Source organism: Mucilaginibacter humi (assembly GCF_013087555.1).
Window position 1 is genome coordinate 25,452 of sequence record NZ_JABFCR010000008.1, and the last position, 14,686, is coordinate 40,137.

The 14,686-nt window shown below is 43.7% G+C and carries 24 protein-coding genes and 1 pseudogene; 17 read left to right on the forward strand and 8 right to left on the reverse strand.

What is annotated here, in order from left to right; all coding sequences use genetic code 11:
- Positions 1 to 59: 59 nt before the first annotated feature.
- The 9 genes from HK413_RS16295 to HK413_RS14545 all read left to right on the forward strand — a co-directional run bounded on the left by HK413_RS16295 (position 60) and on the right by HK413_RS14545 (position 4,559).
- Positions 60 to 470: a Crp/Fnr family transcriptional regulator gene (locus tag HK413_RS16295; protein WP_246229580.1), complete on the forward strand. Its 411-nt coding sequence runs from the start codon at positions 60 to 62 to the stop codon at positions 468 to 470.
- Positions 471 to 537: 67 nt separating this feature from the next.
- Positions 538 to 684, forward strand: coding sequence for a helix-turn-helix domain-containing protein (locus tag HK413_RS19135; protein ID WP_262886752.1), 147 nt, complete (start codon positions 538 to 540; stop codon positions 682 to 684).
- A gap of 120 nt (positions 685 to 804) precedes the next feature.
- Positions 805 to 1,536 carry a uroporphyrinogen-III C-methyltransferase gene (cobA, locus tag HK413_RS02750; protein ID WP_175269051.1) on the forward strand — a complete coding sequence of 244 codons (732 nt, stop codon included), beginning with the start codon at positions 805 to 807 and terminating at the stop codon, positions 1,534 to 1,536.
- A 51-nt stretch (positions 1,537 to 1,587) separates the two neighbouring features.
- A complete protein-coding gene (locus tag HK413_RS19140) occupies positions 1,588 to 2,313 on the forward strand; it encodes a glycoside hydrolase family 30 protein (protein ID WP_217451985.1) in 726 nt (241 codons plus the stop codon).
- Positions 2,310 to 2,978 carry a glycoside hydrolase family 30 protein gene (locus HK413_RS19145; RefSeq protein WP_217451986.1) on the forward strand — a complete coding sequence of 223 codons (669 nt, stop codon included), beginning with the start codon at positions 2,310 to 2,312 and terminating at the stop codon, positions 2,976 to 2,978. Before HK413_RS19140 ends, HK413_RS19145 begins: the two co-directional genes overlap by 4 nt.
- A 41-nt stretch (positions 2,979 to 3,019) precedes the next feature.
- On the forward strand, positions 3,020 to 3,739 hold the full coding sequence (locus tag HK413_RS14530; protein ID WP_217451987.1) for a carboxylesterase/lipase family protein: 720 nt from the start codon (positions 3,020 to 3,022) through the stop codon (positions 3,737 to 3,739).
- A gap of 10 nt (positions 3,740 to 3,749) precedes the next feature.
- Positions 3,750 to 4,178 carry a carboxylesterase/lipase family protein gene (locus HK413_RS14535; RefSeq protein WP_217451988.1) on the forward strand — a complete coding sequence of 143 codons (429 nt, stop codon included), beginning with the start codon at positions 3,750 to 3,752 and terminating at the stop codon, positions 4,176 to 4,178.
- Entirely contained in the window at positions 4,156 to 4,398 is a 243-nt protein-coding gene (locus HK413_RS14540; protein WP_217451989.1) for a carboxylesterase family protein, read from the forward strand. Before HK413_RS14535 ends, HK413_RS14540 begins: the two co-directional genes overlap by 23 nt.
- Positions 4,395 to 4,559, forward strand: coding sequence for a hypothetical protein (locus HK413_RS14545; protein ID WP_246229581.1), 165 nt, complete (start codon positions 4,395 to 4,397; stop codon positions 4,557 to 4,559). The genes HK413_RS14540 and HK413_RS14545 overlap by 4 nt, the downstream gene beginning before the upstream one ends.
- A gap of 92 nt (positions 4,560 to 4,651) precedes the next feature.
- On the opposite strand, the gene HK413_RS02765 is transcribed toward HK413_RS14545, so the two are convergent.
- From HK413_RS02765 to HK413_RS02790, 6 genes are read right to left on the reverse strand one after another with little or no spacing between them, the layout of a single operon-like run.
- Positions 4,652 to 5,311: a phosphatidylserine decarboxylase family protein gene (locus tag HK413_RS02765; protein ID WP_175269071.1), complete on the reverse strand. Its 660-nt coding sequence runs from the start codon at positions 5,309 to 5,311 to the stop codon at positions 4,652 to 4,654.
- A 19-nt stretch (positions 5,312 to 5,330) separates the two neighbouring features.
- The gene (locus tag HK413_RS02770; protein ID WP_175269052.1) at positions 5,331 to 6,143 is read right to left on the reverse strand and encodes a phosphatidate cytidylyltransferase; all 813 of its coding nucleotides are present in this window, start codon (positions 6,141 to 6,143) and stop codon (positions 5,331 to 5,333) included.
- A 2-nt stretch (positions 6,144 to 6,145) separates the two neighbouring features.
- Positions 6,146 to 6,352, reverse strand: coding sequence for a hypothetical protein (locus HK413_RS02775; protein ID WP_175269053.1), 207 nt, complete (start codon positions 6,350 to 6,352; stop codon positions 6,146 to 6,148).
- Positions 6,353 to 6,805 carry a CPBP family intramembrane glutamic endopeptidase gene (locus tag HK413_RS02780; RefSeq protein ID WP_175269054.1) on the reverse strand — a complete coding sequence of 151 codons (453 nt, stop codon included), beginning with the start codon at positions 6,803 to 6,805 and terminating at the stop codon, positions 6,353 to 6,355.
- Positions 6,777 to 6,947, reverse strand: a complete 171-nt coding sequence (locus HK413_RS02785; protein WP_217451990.1) for a hypothetical protein — start codon at positions 6,945 to 6,947, stop codon at positions 6,777 to 6,779. Before HK413_RS02785 ends, HK413_RS02780 begins: the two co-directional genes overlap by 29 nt.
- A gap of 50 nt (positions 6,948 to 6,997) precedes the next feature.
- Positions 6,998 to 7,279, reverse strand: a complete 282-nt coding sequence (locus tag HK413_RS02790) for a hypothetical protein (RefSeq protein ID WP_175269056.1) — start codon at positions 7,277 to 7,279, stop codon at positions 6,998 to 7,000.
- A 42-nt stretch (positions 7,280 to 7,321) separates the two neighbouring features.
- Between HK413_RS02790 and dusB the strand changes: the two genes are divergently transcribed.
- Entirely contained in the window at positions 7,322 to 8,329 is a 1,008-nt protein-coding gene (gene dusB, locus HK413_RS02795) for a tRNA dihydrouridine synthase DusB (protein ID WP_175269057.1), read from the forward strand.
- Positions 8,330 to 8,444: 115 nt separating this feature from the next.
- Positions 8,445 to 8,831, forward strand: a complete 387-nt coding sequence (gene apaG, locus HK413_RS02800; protein ID WP_175269058.1) for a Co2+/Mg2+ efflux protein ApaG — start codon at positions 8,445 to 8,447, stop codon at positions 8,829 to 8,831.
- 119 nt (positions 8,832 to 8,950) lie between these two features.
- On the opposite strand, the pseudogene HK413_RS02805 reads toward apaG, so the two are convergent.
- Positions 8,951 to 9,639, reverse strand: a pseudogene (locus HK413_RS02805) (zinc metallopeptidase).
- Between the two features lie 135 nt (positions 9,640 to 9,774).
- On the opposite strand from HK413_RS02805, the gene HK413_RS19150 reads away from it, so the two are divergent.
- Complete coding sequence (locus tag HK413_RS19150; protein WP_217451991.1) at positions 9,775 to 10,173, forward strand: FAD-dependent oxidoreductase; 399 nt, start codon at positions 9,775 to 9,777, stop codon at positions 10,171 to 10,173.
- Positions 10,122 to 10,913, forward strand: a complete 792-nt coding sequence (locus tag HK413_RS02810; protein WP_217451992.1) for an NAD(P)/FAD-dependent oxidoreductase — start codon at positions 10,122 to 10,124, stop codon at positions 10,911 to 10,913. Before HK413_RS19150 ends, HK413_RS02810 begins: the two co-directional genes overlap by 52 nt.
- 58 nt (positions 10,914 to 10,971) lie before the next feature.
- Here HK413_RS02810 and ruvX read toward each other — a convergent pair whose 3' ends face one another.
- A complete protein-coding gene (gene ruvX / locus HK413_RS02815; RefSeq protein ID WP_175269059.1) occupies positions 10,972 to 11,385 on the reverse strand; it encodes a Holliday junction resolvase RuvX in 414 nt (137 codons plus the stop codon).
- A gap of 180 nt (positions 11,386 to 11,565) precedes the next feature.
- On the opposite strand from ruvX, the gene HK413_RS02820 reads away from it, so the two are divergent.
- The 4 genes from HK413_RS02820 to HK413_RS02830 all read left to right on the forward strand — a co-directional run bounded on the left by HK413_RS02820 (position 11,566) and on the right by HK413_RS02830 (position 14,628).
- Complete coding sequence (locus HK413_RS02820; protein ID WP_175269060.1) at positions 11,566 to 12,711, forward strand: DNA polymerase III subunit; 1,146 nt, start codon at positions 11,566 to 11,568, stop codon at positions 12,709 to 12,711.
- A 235-nt stretch (positions 12,712 to 12,946) separates the two neighbouring features.
- Positions 12,947 to 13,387 (forward strand): regulatory iron-sulfur-containing complex subunit RicT, encoded by a 441-nt coding sequence (ricT, locus tag HK413_RS21865; protein ID WP_394353115.1) that lies wholly within the window; start codon positions 12,947 to 12,949, stop codon positions 13,385 to 13,387.
- A complete protein-coding gene (gene ricT / locus HK413_RS21870) occupies positions 13,369 to 14,136 on the forward strand; it encodes a regulatory iron-sulfur-containing complex subunit RicT (RefSeq protein ID WP_394353116.1) in 768 nt (255 codons plus the stop codon). Before ricT (HK413_RS21865) ends, ricT (HK413_RS21870) begins: the two co-directional genes overlap by 19 nt.
- Positions 14,137 to 14,139: 3 nt before the next feature.
- Complete coding sequence (locus HK413_RS02830; protein ID WP_175269061.1) at positions 14,140 to 14,628, forward strand: gliding motility lipoprotein GldH; 489 nt, start codon at positions 14,140 to 14,142, stop codon at positions 14,626 to 14,628.
- The last annotated feature ends 58 nt before the right edge of the window (positions 14,629 to 14,686 follow it).

A 14,686-nucleotide genomic window follows, 5' to 3' on the forward strand; every position in this document is an offset into this window, starting at 1 on the left:
AAAATAACCCTGCCCGATAATGAAAAAGGTTGTTTTTTGTGTTCCGGCTGCATTAAAGAATGGATTCCGGCAATTTTAGCGCACAAAAAAACTATAAAGTAAAAAAGGGCGAGGTTATTTTTAAAGAAGGCGACCCTGTAAACGGGATTTTCTTTGTAAATACCGGGATTGTAAAAGTTCACAAACGCTGGGGAGCAGATAAAGAGCTTATTTTAAGGTTTGCCAAAGAGGGCGAAATATTCGGGCATCGCGCGTTGGGAGGTAATGGCACTTATGCTATATCGGCAACTGCGGTGCAGGCAGGCATTGTAAGCTATGTTGATATGGAGTTTTTTGAGGCGACATTAAAAGTTAACGCCGATTTCACCTTCAATCTGTTAATGTTTTTCGCCCATGATCTGCGCGTATCCGAACGGAAAATGCGCAACCCGCCCATATGCCGGTTAAAGGGCGCGTTGCCGAGGCTTTAATTATGCTGCAGGACCAGTTTGGCTTAACCAGCGATGGTTTTATAAATATCGAACTGAGCCGCCAGGACTGGCATCATACTCGGGCGCCACTTACGAAACTGTTTTCCGGGTAATCAACGAACTGATAAGCGAAGGACTGCTGGTGCTGTCTGGTAAAAGTATTTCTATTGCAAACCCGGGGCAGCTTGTAAAACTAACCGAGGATATAGCGTAGACGGCTATCTTATTTTTACTCACGCCTTATAATTTTATTGCACATATCTGGTTTAATAAGCCCTGATTGTTGTTACTTTGGTCATATAAATCGTTGATTTTTTAATAAGTCGGTATAATTATGACAAATACCCCTCCTCAGCCCAATTTATATGTTTTAGGCGCCGGCCCCGGCGACCCGGAACTAATTACGGTTAAAGGATATAAAATTTTGCAACAGGCCAAAGTGGTATTGTATGATAACCCGGCTAATAGCGAATTGCTGAACCTTACCCCGCCGGATTGCGAGCAGATCTACGTGGGCAAACAACCCTACGGAAAATATACTTCACAGGAAGAGATCCACAGTTTAATTAAGCACTTTGCTTTTAGTAAAGGCAGCGTTGTGCGCCTAAAGGGCGGCGACCCGTTTATATTTGGCCGCGGGTTCGAAGAAATACTATTCGCCCGTGAACAGGGCATTAAAACCTATTATATACCGGGTATTACCAGTATGCAGGCCTCAGGGTTAGAGGATATCCCGCTTACACACCGCGCAGTAAGCGAAGGTATCTGGGTGGTTACGGGTACAAAAAAAGACGGTACCCTATCTGCCGACTTGCGACTGGCTATGCAAAGCAACGCTACCGTAGTAATATATATGGGGATGAAACAACTGGCATCCATAGCCGCCACTTATATAGACGCCGGGCTTGGCGATACACCGGCCGCTATTATTCAGCATGCTTCAACAAGTAAACAAAAATCTGTAAAGGGCCCGGTGAAAGATCTGACAGCATTGGCCGAAAGTAAGCAACTAACGCATCCGGCTATTATTATAATAGGTGGGGTAACCAACCCGGCTGTTATATAATCTACGCTTAAACCCTTAAGATTTTGTACTTTAGGCCTAAGAAACCAAATTATGAAATCCTCCAGACTATTATTGCTATCAGGCGGTTTGCTGCTTAATTCGTTATGCTACGCGCAAAACGCTGTGAACTGGTGGTTAACAAATAATGAGAAATCAGCGTTGCTGACCAAACAGGCGCCATTAACTTTTACTGCGGGCACCAGTGATAACGTGCCTGTTATTACGATTGACCCGGCTAAAAAATACCAGTCGGTTGATGGATTTGGTTTTGCACTTACCGGCGGCAGCGCGCAAAATATGATCCGCATGTCGGCAGCCGAGCGTAAAAAAATTATACAGGAACTATTTGGCTCGGGGCCTAACGATGTAGGCATCAGTTACCTGCGGTTAAGCATTGGTTCGTCTGATTTGAATGATCATACGTTCTCTTATGATGATATCCCTGTCGGCCAAACCGATATGAACCTTGAGAAATTCACCTTGAAAGAAGATGAGCAGGATGTAATACCGGTATTAAAAGAGATCCTGTCGGTTAACCCCAATATTAAGATCCCGGGTTCGCCATGGTCGCCGCCTTTGTGGATGAAATCAAACCATAATATCCGGGGCGGCAGGTTGTTGGATAAATACTACGATGTTTATGCGCGATACTTTGTAAAATATATTCGGGAGATGAAAAAGCATGGTATTACCATTGATGCAATTACCGTACAAAACGAACCGTTTAATGATGGCAATACGCCAAGCAACCAGTTCCCCTGGCAAAGGAAGAGTTGAAGTTCATAAAAAACAACCTCGGGCCGAGCTTTAAAGCGGCAGGTATTAACACTAAAATTATTTTATACGACCATAATTGCGACGCGCCGGAATACCCAATTTCTATCCTTACCGACCCGGGTGCCAATCAATATATAGCTGGCTCAGGCTTTCACCTATATGCCGGGCCAATTACCGCAATGAGCAAGGTGCATAAGGCCTTCCCTAATAAGGACCTTTATTTTACCGAGATGATGGCCGTAAGCCGTAACGATTTTAATGTAGCTAACCCTACCGAACGGATAGTTATTGGCGCCACCCGCAACTGGAGCCGTAATGTGATCCTATGGAACATAGCTGCCGATCCGCAAAATAAACCGCATACCGATAACGGCGGCTGCGCCAGCTGCCAGGGTGCTATTACTATTGATGGCGATAAGGTAAGCCGTAACTTGGCTTATTATACCATTGGACATGTGTCAAAGTTTGTTCCGCCAAATTCGGTGAGGGTAGAGAGTACATTACCTGATGGCCTGTCTGACGTAGCTTTTACTACGCCGAATGGCAGGACGGTTTTAGTTGTTGCCAACAAAGGCAAATCGGTACAAACTTTTAAAATCGTTTACAAGGATAAAACAGTGACAGCGCAATTAAGTGCAGCATCAGTTGCTACCTATGTTTGGTAATAGTAGATTTGTTTAACCAGTATTTTCCAACCTGAGTTATTATGAAAAAGATATTTGTTTTAATGTTGACCCTGTTGGGCGCACAAACTTACGCGCAACAGGCTAAAACAGCCAATGGCGTATTGCAAGGCGTTACCGAAGCAAGCGGTGTGGTATCTTATAAAGGTATCCCGTTTGCGCAGCCACCCGTGGGCGACCTGCGTTGGAAAGAACCACAAGCCCCGTTAAACTGGAAAGGCGTACGCAAGGCAGATCATTTTGGCCCGCAGGCTATGCAGCGCGCAATATATAGCGATATGATGTTTAGGAGCGATGGCAAAAGCGAAGATTGCCTGTACCTGAATGTTTGGACGCCTGCAAAATCATCAACAGAAAAATTAGCGGTGCTGGTTTATTTTTATGGTGGAGGATTTAATGCGGGCGATGGTTCAGAATATCGTTATGATGGGGAGGCGCTGGCTAAAAAAGGAATTATCACCGTTACGATAAATTATCGCTTAGGCATATTTGGATTTTTGGCACATCCGGAATTAACGGCCGAATCTCCTCATCATGCATCAGGGAATTATGGTTTGCTTGATCAGCATGCTGCGCTGGTATGGGTTAAGAAAAATATCACAGCTTTTGGCGGCGACCCGAATAAGATAACGATAGCCGGTGAATCGGCAGGTTCCATGTCTGTCTGCGGGCAGGTCGCATCACCCTTATCAAAAGGCTTATTTGTTGGCGCGATAGGCGAAAGCGGCTCGTTCCCCGGGTAACCTGACGCCGGTGCCTTTGGCGAAAGCTGAGGAGAACGGGGTTAAATTTGCGACAGAGATTAACGCGAAATCTTTAGTCGACCTGCGCAAAATTTCTGCCGATACTTTATTAAAATTATCAACCCGCGGATATTTCCCAACCACTATTGATGGTTATTTCCTGCCCGAATCTCCGCAAGCGATATTCTCTACCGGCAGGCAAATGGATGTGCCGTTACTGGCCGGCTGGACCACCGCCGAAGTTGGCGCCGGCAATGTATTAGGCAGGGCCGAACCAACGGTTGAGAACTATAAAGCCGCAGTGCAAAAACTATATGGCGACCGCACCGAAGATATCCTGAAAGTATACCCGGCCAATACAGATGCCGATGTGTTACAGGTAGCAACCGACCCGGCATCAGACCGCTTTATAGCTTATGCTACCTCGGAAGTTTATTGATCTGCATAGCAAAACCAATGGTCACCCGGTTTACCGTTACCTGTTTGCTAAAAAACGCCCGGTGATGGTTAATGCACCGGCGGGTACTGTCGATCACTCCATAGGCGCGTCGCATGCGTCGGATATTGAATATGCACTGGGTAACCTGTCAACCAATAAAGTTTACGCTTGGACAGCCGACGATTATAAAGCTTCAGAAACCATGCAAAACTTTTTGTGAACTTTGTTAAAACAGGCAACCCAAACGGCCCGGGTCTGCCAACCTGGTATGGCCTGCAAAGCAGTATCCCTAAGGTTATGGTTATTGATACCGAAAGTAAATCGCAGACCGAAAAGAATGCGAAAAGGTATATAATGCTGGATACTTTTTATAATAAATAAAGGGATTGGTTGTTAGACGTAGTGAGAAATCTTGTACGATCGATTTTTGCGAATGGTATAAGATTTCTACTCGCGTCTTGCTGAAATGGCATTTATGCCGGTAATTCTGCTAATACGGTTTGGCCGCCTTTAACTACCTCGCCAATTTCTACGTTTATTTTTGAACCTAATGGTAAAAACAAGTCAACCCTTGAGCCAAATTTGATGAACCCAAACTGATCGCCTTGCTCAACTTTATCTCCTTCTTTTACATACCAAACAATGCGGCGGGCCAAAGCCCCGGCAATTTGCCTGAACAGTACCTGTGTGCCGACTTTATTTTCGGTAACAACAGTGGTGCGCTCATTTTCGGTAGAGGATTTTGGGTGCCAGGCAACCAAATATTTACCGGGGTGATATTTAAAATATTTAATAACGCCGCTTATAGGGTGGCGGTTAACATGCACATTTACCGGCGACATGAAAACAGATAACTGGATGCGCTTATCTTTTAAAAACTCGGTTTCGGTAGTTTCTTCAATTACAACAACTTTTCCATCAGCAGGGCATAATACAACTTTATCATCCTGCGAAATATCAAAATGCGGGTTGCGAAAAAATTGAACGATAATAACAAACAGTACAAATGACAGGATATAACCTATCCATCGTACAGCCGCAGGCAGGTCATAAAACTGTATAACAGCATTTAAAACAAAGATGAATAAGATACATAATGCAAGCGATGTATACCCCTCTTTGTGGAAAGTCATTTTTTTCATATAAGCAAAATTACGAATTTACAATGAAGTATAAATAGGTATAAACAATTGGTGCGGCAATTAATAATCCGTCGAACCTATCCAGCAAGCCACCATGGCCGGGTAGTATCCCGCCCGAGTCTTTAACATCGATGCTCCGTTTAAACATAGATTCTATCAAATCGCCGGTAGTGCCAAAACAGCTTATGAGCAGGCCTATCCAGATCCAATGCGCTAAAGCTACATCAGCAAAGTACTGGCTGATACCCCGTGCGGCTAATGCCGTAATGAGGATACCCCCAATTAAGCCCTCCCGTGTTTTTTTAGGCGAGTGGCGCTCAAACAATTTGGTTTTACCCAGTTTGCTGCCCACTAAATATGCCCCGGTATCATTGGCCCAAAGCATTAATAAAAACGCCATAGGGTAATGGAAGTTAAATGTACCGCCAACATAAGCCAGCGCGTGGAAGAAGGTAAAAGGGATAATAGTAAATATCAATCCCAAATATGTGTATGCAATATTGGTAAAGGGCGCGGTATGTTTGGTAAACAGCTCTTGTATAAATATGGTGCTAAGCGTAACAGGCAACAGGAATAGCAGCTTATGGTAATCATTCTCGCCCGGGTAAGTTATCAACGCAAACACGATATATATAAAAGCGCCGTTTAACAGGCCGGTTGTTAAATTGGGCTTAAAGCCGGCCTTTTTTATCAGCCCGTAAAACTCCCATAAACAATAGCTGCTTAACAATAAGTAAAATGCTCCGAATACATCATGATCCAGTAGTAAAGAACCGAGCATCACAATAATAAAAAAGAAGCCCGTTATGGCGCGTATTCTCATATTTAAATCTGGTTCAGGATCATCACCTCAATGGCGTGACTAAAATCCTGTTGGTGTATATAAACCTCGACATCACCAAAATCGCGGTGAGAAGAAGCCTGCTTGTTTAATAATACCGCATCAATCTGGTGCTCACAAAGCACCTGCTTTATGATCTCCGATCTGTAAAAATCAGCCGACGAAAAAATTTTGATCCAGTTTTTCTCCATTTAAACCACGGGTGTTTTTACCTTGCCCGTAGCGATGTAACGGTACAGGTACAGCAAAAATAATACAATTATCAGGCTAAACAGATAGCTGCCCCAATTAAATATATGCTGATCTTCAGGATTTATCTTTACCATTTTATTTTGGTACATATAACTTGCCACAACAGCAGTGCCATTATTTATAAAATGGCCCCAAACGGCTGTCCAGATACTGCCGCTCCAAACTACAAAATAGCCAAACAGTACACCCAGCATCATCCTTGGTAAAAAGCCAAAAAACTCCATATGGAAGGCGCTAAACAAAGCCGCGGTTACCCAAATAGCAGCGTGATAGTTTTTTGTCCACTTGGTAAATATCGTTTGTATGCAACCCCTAAACATACATTCTTCAACAATAGCTGTTAGCAAACCAACAACTATTAGTTTAAATATCATACTTGAGATGGTTTTCATTTTCAGCAATACGGCTGTAAGCTTTTGGCCCCGGGTCCTCGGTTTCGCGCATCCATCGCTGCACACCATCTAAAAAATGGGGTAATTGCAGCCGTTGGTTAAAGTTGCTTAAACACTCAATTAACGGCGTTGATATCACCATCACGCAAAAAACAACTAACCATAATAAGCCGGGTATATTGGAAGTTGGTTTTAAATACTCTTTGGGTTTTTTACAATAAAATAGGCAAAAACAACCGACGCAACAAAAATAGGAAGGGTGGTACTTAGTATCTGTATTATCCATAACGCATTGGCTACGTTTGGATTAGTGAAGTTTAATTTGGAGATGGCTAATAAGGTGTCAATCCCATATAACCCTATAACGATAGCCGCCCCTGCTAAATAACCGACACCAATAATGCCTATGGTTATACCTATAAATATTACAAATTGTAAGGATGGATGTGCCTGTGCAGTAGTGTTTTTTATCATTTGGCTTTAAATTCGTATTTTTGCAGCGGTTAAAGATAAGCCATGTCTGTACAAATAGGAAATATTGATTTAGGAGAGTTCCCGCTGCTGCTGGCACCGATGGAAGATGTGAGCGATCCGCCTTTCCGTTACGTATGTAAACAGCATGGCGCGGATATGATGTACACCGAGTTTATCTCGTCTGAAGGGTTGATTCGTGACGCTGCCAAAAGCCGCAAGAAACTTGATATTTTTGAGTATGAGCGTCCTATAGGCATCCAGATCTTCGGCAGCGATATTGAGCATATGCGTGAAGCGTCCGAAATCTCATCGCAGGCAGGTCCTGATCTGATCGATATCAACTATGGTTGCCCGGTTAAAAATGTGGCTTGTCGCGGTGCAGGGGCAAGCTTGCTGCAGGATATTGATAAAATGGTAGCCATGACCAAAGCGGTTGTGGAAGCCACCCACCTACCCGTAACAGTTAAAACCGCGCCGGGCTGGGATGATAACACCAAAAACGTGCAGGAAGTTGCCATGCGTTTGCAGGATGTTGGCATAAAAGCCTTAACCATACATGGCCGCACCCGCGCGCAGATGTATAAAGGCTCGGCCGACTGGTCCCTGATCCGCGAGATTAAAAGGAACCCTCAGATCCAGATCCCTATTTTTGGCAATGGTGATATCGACTCGCCTGAAAAAGCGGCAGCCTGGCGCCTTGAATATGGCGTAGATGGCATGATGATTGGCAGAGCTGCTATTGGTTACCCATGGATTTTCAGAGAGATAAAACATTACTTTAAAACCGGCGAACACCGACAAACCAACTTTTGCCGAGCGGATCGACGCCTGCCGTACCCACCGGTAAAATCAATAGAATGGAAAGGCCCAAAAACGGGCGTTTTTGAGATGCGCAGGCATTATTCTAACTATTTTAAGGGGATTGATAACTTTAAAGAATACCGTATGAAGCTGGTAACAGCAGGCACTTTTGAGGAGTTGGAAGACATATTACATGAGATCGAACACAACCCAAGGTTCGAAAATTCCGTATCTGCTATAGAAATTTAACATTTCAATTTTTTTTCTTTTTCATTAAAAGATATATATTGCTGAAAATTATGCCATTAATATGGCTTAGTTTTTGAAGTAGCAGGGTTTATATTGATTAAACGACACTATTAATATGGTTACATTTATAACAGAAGGGGTCAAAGTTTCTGTCGAAACTATTTATCAGCCGGAGTACTCAAACCCGGGGAACGACCATTTTATGTTTGCTTATAAAGTAAATATTGAAAACATGAGCAGCTACGCAGTACGCCTGATGAGCCGCCACTGGTATATTTTTGATTCGAACGGTGCCAAGCGCGAGGTTGAGGGAGAAGGTGTAGTTGGCTTGCAGCCGGTAATTGAGCCGGGTAGCTCGCACGAGTATGTGTCAGGCTGTAACCTAAAAACAGATATGGGCAGCATGAAAGGCGAATACCAAATGATGCGCCTGATGGATAACGCCAGGTTTGATGTACAAATTCCCGAGTTTTATTTGATAGCGCCTTATAGGTTGAATTAGGCTTGGTAGAATTAGGAATTAAGAGCCAAGAAATAAGATATAAAGAAGCCAGTTTGAATTTCAAACTGGCTTTTGCTTTTATGATTAAGTCTTTATTCTCGACTCTTGCTTCTTAACTCTTAATCACGCCTGTTCAACATCGACGCATAATACAACAACGTAGCTAACGAGCCTAATGCAGCAACCACATAAGTCATAGCGGCCCACCATAGGGCATCTTTGGCTTGCTGATGCTCTTCGCTGGTTTGCATTACGGTGTAGTTGTTATTTAACCAGGCTAAAGCGCGGTTGCTGGCATCAAACTCTACCGGTAGGGTAATAAAGGCAAACACCGTTATTACTGCCAACCCGGCTACTCCGATAAGCAGCACCAAAGGATTATGCGCAAACGCTAACAGCATTACTCCAATAAACAACGTAAACTGGACTATGGTTGATGCTACATTAGTTACCGGCACCAAAGTACTGCGCAGGTTTAACCAGCTATAGGCCCGTGCATGTTGTACCGCGTGCCCGCACTCATGCGCTGCTACTGCTGCCGAAGCAACACTGCGGCTGTAAAAACATCAGGGCTTAAGTTTACGGTTTTATTTTCGGGGTTGTAGTGGTCGGTTAACTGGCCTTCTACCGATATTACCTGCACATCGTAAATGCCGTTATCGCGCAGCATCCGTTCGGCCACTTCCTGCCCCGACATACCGGATTGTAAACCAATTTCCGAATATTGTTTGAACTTGCTCTTAAAGCGCCATTGCACAATTAAGCTTACTATAAATATTACGATCATTAATAACCGTGCTGATCCCATGTTCTTATCTTGTTTAAAATGAATGTTAAATTGTATGAAACAGGTATTTCAAAAGCATTCCAGTTGTCAAGTCAAAGGTGAAATTCAAAAGTAAAAAGCCCTGTTTTGACTTTGAATTTTTACTTTTGATTAACCATGCCACACAACTATTCCTATTGGGAGCAAACCGAATTTGTATATAGTGCTGATGTAATTATCATTGGCAGCGGCATTGTGGGGTTAAGTGCTGCGCTGCATCTGAAAAAGCAACAACCTACGCTGAAAGTGCTGGTATTGGAGCGCGGATTTTTACCCAGCGGCGCAAGCACAAAAAATGCCGGATTTGCCTGCTTTGGCACTATTTCAGAACAAATAAGCTACCCGGGGCGATCATCAGAAGCCGAAGTATTGGGCATGGTTGATTATAAATGGCGCGGACTGCAACTACTGCGCCAAAACCGGGCGATTCCGCAATTGATTTTCAGCAAAACGGTGGGTATGAATTGTTCGGCAACCACCAACAAAAGCAAGCCGAAGAAGCCCTTGATCAATTAACATATTTTAACAATTTACTAAAGCAAGCTATTGGCGAACCTGACATTTATGCAGTCGCCAATGATAAAATTGCAGATTTTGGCTTGGCCGGGGTGAGCCGAATGATAGTTAACCGCTTTGAGGGCCAGTTAAATACCGGGAAGATGATGCGGGTGCTATTGCAAAAGGTTTATAATGCAGGGGTGTTGGTTTTAAATGATTGCAGCGTAAACCAACTTAAGCCGGAAGGTAGTAATGTACAGCTTATCACCTCGCATGGTGATTTAAAGGCCACAAAAGTGATATTGGCGACCAACGCGTTTGCGTCACAATTATATCCGGAATTGGAAGTTATCCCCGGTCGTGGGCAGATGCTGGTTACCAAACCCATCGCTAACTTAAAGCTGAATGGTACTTATCATTTTAACGAGGGCTATTATTATTTTCGCAATATTGATGATCGCGTGCTTTTTGGTGGCGGCCGTAATATTAACTTTAAGGCTGAAGAGAGTTATGATTTTGGTAATACCGAGAGTGTTAAACAACAACTGGTAACTTATCTTAATAAAATGATCCTACCTAATCAACATGTCGAAATAGATTACTGGTGGAGCGGTATCATGGGTTTTGGCGAGGACATAAACCCCATAGTTAAACAAATACAACCTAATGTTTTTTGCGCGGTGCGGTGTAATGGGATGGGGGTTGCTATGGGGAGCCTGGTAGGTGAAAATGTTGCGGAATTGACGCTGTCATACTAATCTTCGTCGTTAGCCGTTTTGTGCTAAGCTTGTTTTTTAGCATACAATAGTGCAATGTTTAAAATCGCCGTTGCTCCATCCAGCTCTGCAGCAGTATCGTAGCCGATATCGTATCAACCCTTTCTTTATTCTGCCTGTCTGTTTTCTTAAACCCGCTTTGCATTATGGCTGCCGTGGCCATTTTTGAGGTGAAACGTTCATCAAGCATTTCGATGGGAGTTTCCGGAAAGGTCCGCTTCAGTAAATTAACAAAACCTTTTACATGTGGAGCCGATTGCGATGGGGTGTTGTCCATCTGTTTGGGTTCGCCTACAACAAAGCGTTCCACCTGCTCGGTTAACATATATTTTTTAAGAAAGTCGATGATCAGGTTCGGGTGTATCGTATCCAGCCCGGTCGCGATGATCTGCATTGGATCTGTTACCGCAATACCAATGCGTTTGGTACCGTAATCAAAAGCCATAATTCTCATAGCAGATGTGAGATATGAGATGTGAGATATGAGATTAGATGCATAGTTTCAAATATAGGGTTAATTAAATCATGATTTCTCGGCTCCGCCAACCTTTATCCGAACACATTTTTGTCATAAAAGCCCATATGTCACACTTCTCATATCTCACATCTCATATCTAATTACTATTTTGCACCAATGCAGTTTAAACAAATAGTAGGACAGGCCGCTATAAAGCAGCGGCTGATCAACTCGGTGAAGGAGAACCGGGTTAGCCATGCGCAGCTGTTTTTAGGGCCAGAGGGATCGGGAAGTTTGGCGCTGGCGGTAGCTTACGCGCAGTATTTGTCATGTTTAGATAAGCAGGAAGACGATTCCTGCGGCGAATGTTCATCATGCCGCAAGTATCAAAAGTTAACACATCCTGATCTGCATTTTTCATATCCGTTCTTCGCAAAGCATAAAGACGATACTGCCATTACTTTTATTGAGCAATGGCGCGAAGCTTTCCTGTCATCGCCCTATATTAACCTGGATATTTGGCGCGGATATTTAGACGCGGAGAATAAGCAGGCCAACATTAACATTGCTGAGTGCCACCAGATCATAAAAAAATTAAGCTTTAAGCCGTTTGAGTCTGACTACAAAGTGTTGATTCTTTGGTTGCCCGAATATCTGGATAAAGAAGGTAACGCCCTGCTAAAAATTATCGAGGAGCCGCAACCTAATACCCTATTTTTATTGGTGGCCCAAAATCAGGACCAGATATTGAACACTATACTGTCGCGTACGCAACTAATAAAAGTGCCGGCGTTGGGGTACGAGGATATTAAATCCGAATTGATAACGCATCATCATCAAACAGAACATGCCGCTGCCGAGGTTGCCTATTTAAGCAACGGAAATTTAACTGATGCGCTTTTAATGTTACAGCAGGACAATAAAAACTATCATACCTTATTTGTGCAATGGCTGCGCCTTTGTTTTGGCAATAAGGGGACAGAGATAGTGGGTTTTGTTGACCAGCTGTCAAAGATGGGTCGGGAGAACCAAAAGAATTTTTTACGTTACGGCATAAGCTTTATAAGGGAGTGCTGTTTATTAATTGCCGGTGCCGGCGAGCTGGTACATTTGCCTGCTGCCGAACTGGAAACCGCGCAAAAACTAAGCGCGATAATGAATATTTCTATGAATAACGCCATTATAACCGAGCTGGAAAAGGCACATTATCACGTAGAAAGAAATGCAAACCCTAAAATTTTATTTTTAGATGTATCTTTACAAATTATAAGCTTTTTAAAGCTTAAGACAAGCCCGCAAGGGAATCAATATATAGCGAACTAAATTATGGGATGTGGAAGTTGCTCAACGGGGGGCGGATGCTCGCCGGCAGGCTGCAAAAGTAATGGCTCATGCCTCACAAACGGATGCAGTAAATTAGATGTTTACGACTGGCTGTCGCATATGGACATGCCGGTAAATTATAAGCCGTTTCCAATCGTCGAGATAAAATTTAAAGGCTCACGCAAGGAGTTCTTCTTAAATAACGATAATATTTACGGAAAACGGCGACCTGGTTGTGGTTGAAGCTACAACCGGCGGCTACGATATTGGCCATATATCATTAACCGGCGAACTGGTGCGCATGCAAATGACAAAGCGCCGTGTTAAAGAAGAGGATGTTTTAAAGAAGATCTATCGCCGGGCTACGCCTGCTGATGTAGACAAATGGAAAGCCGCCAAAGATATGGAATGGGAAACCATGCATAGCGCGCGCAAGCTGGCCCTTAGCCTTAACTTATCAATGAAGTTAAGCGATGTTGATTACCAGGCCGATAAAAGTAAAGCGACATTTTATTATACGGCCGAGGGTCGCGTGGATTTCCGCGAGCTGATCAAGAAAATGGCCGAGACCTTCCGTATTCGGATAGAAATGCGCCAGATAGGGATGAGGCAGGAAGCAAGCCGCCTTGGCGGTATAGGCTCTTGCGGCCGCGAACTATGCTGCTCTACCGGTTAACGGATTTTAAAACTGTTTCAACTTCGGCAGCGAGGTATCAAAATCTGTCGTTAAATACATTAAAACTGGCCGGGCAATGTGGTAAATTAAAGTGCTGCTTAAATTATGAGCTGGACACTTATATGGATGCGCTTAAGCATATCCCTGATAATGTAAATTACCTTAAAACGCTTAAAGGCGATGCCCGCTTGCAAAAGACAGACATCTTTAAAAAGCAAATGTGGTTTAGCTACCCGCGCGAAGAAAGCTGGATAGCTGTGCCATTGGCCCGGGTTAAAGAGATCCAGCAAATGAACAAGGATGGGGTATTACCCGATGATCTTTTGGTATTTGTTGAGGTTGAAAAAGAGGTAATAAAAGCCCTTGATTACGAAAACGTTGTTGGGCAGGATAGCCTTACCCGTTTGGATGAGCGCAACCGCAATAACAACAAAAAGAAAAATAAAAACCGGAACAAAAACAGGCCGAATCCTAATAATCCAAACGCGACCGTAAATCCTAATGGTAACCAGCCGCGACCGGCAAATGCTGCGAGACAAACCAATAATAACGGCGCACAGCCTCGTCCGCAAGGCCCAAGACCGGAAGGTGGGCAGACTAATAACAATAGCGGACAACCCCGTCCACAAGGCCCGAGGCCGGAAGGCGGCGGAGGTAATCCAAACAGAGATCGCAACAAGAACAGGAATAACCGTAACCGCCCACGCCCTGATGGAAACCGCGGCGGTGGCGAACCACCAAAAGAGTAAGTAATGAAACCCGGTTTTAAATATCTCTTCCCCGTTATGATGGCCTTTGTTATGTTGTCATGGTCGGGTTGTGCAGACCCTAATGCTGTTATTGATAAGAATATCGAAATCGTCAATAATAATTGGGCCTATACCAACAAAGTAAAATTTGAGGTTAAGATAGACGACGAACAAATTCCGTATAACCTATACCTTAACCTAAGGGTTACCGCCGATTATAAGTATTCGAATATGTTTGTGTTGATTCAGCAGATCAACCCTAATAAGCATTCGGCAGCAACCCGTTACGAAGTTAAGCTGGCTAATCCAGACGGCGAGTGGCTGGGTGATGGGTCCGGTAACTTGTATAGTTTCCAAACACCTTTCAAAACCAACTATAAATTTCCCGCTAAGGGCACTTATATTTTCCAGATAGAGCAAAACATGCGTGATAACCCGTTGAAAGAGGTGAGTGATGTTGGGTTAAGGGTTGAGAAGGCCGTGGCCAAATAATGTATTAGACAAACAAGTTGTTCGATCCCTTAGGAAAAAACGCTATTGACTGTTATCC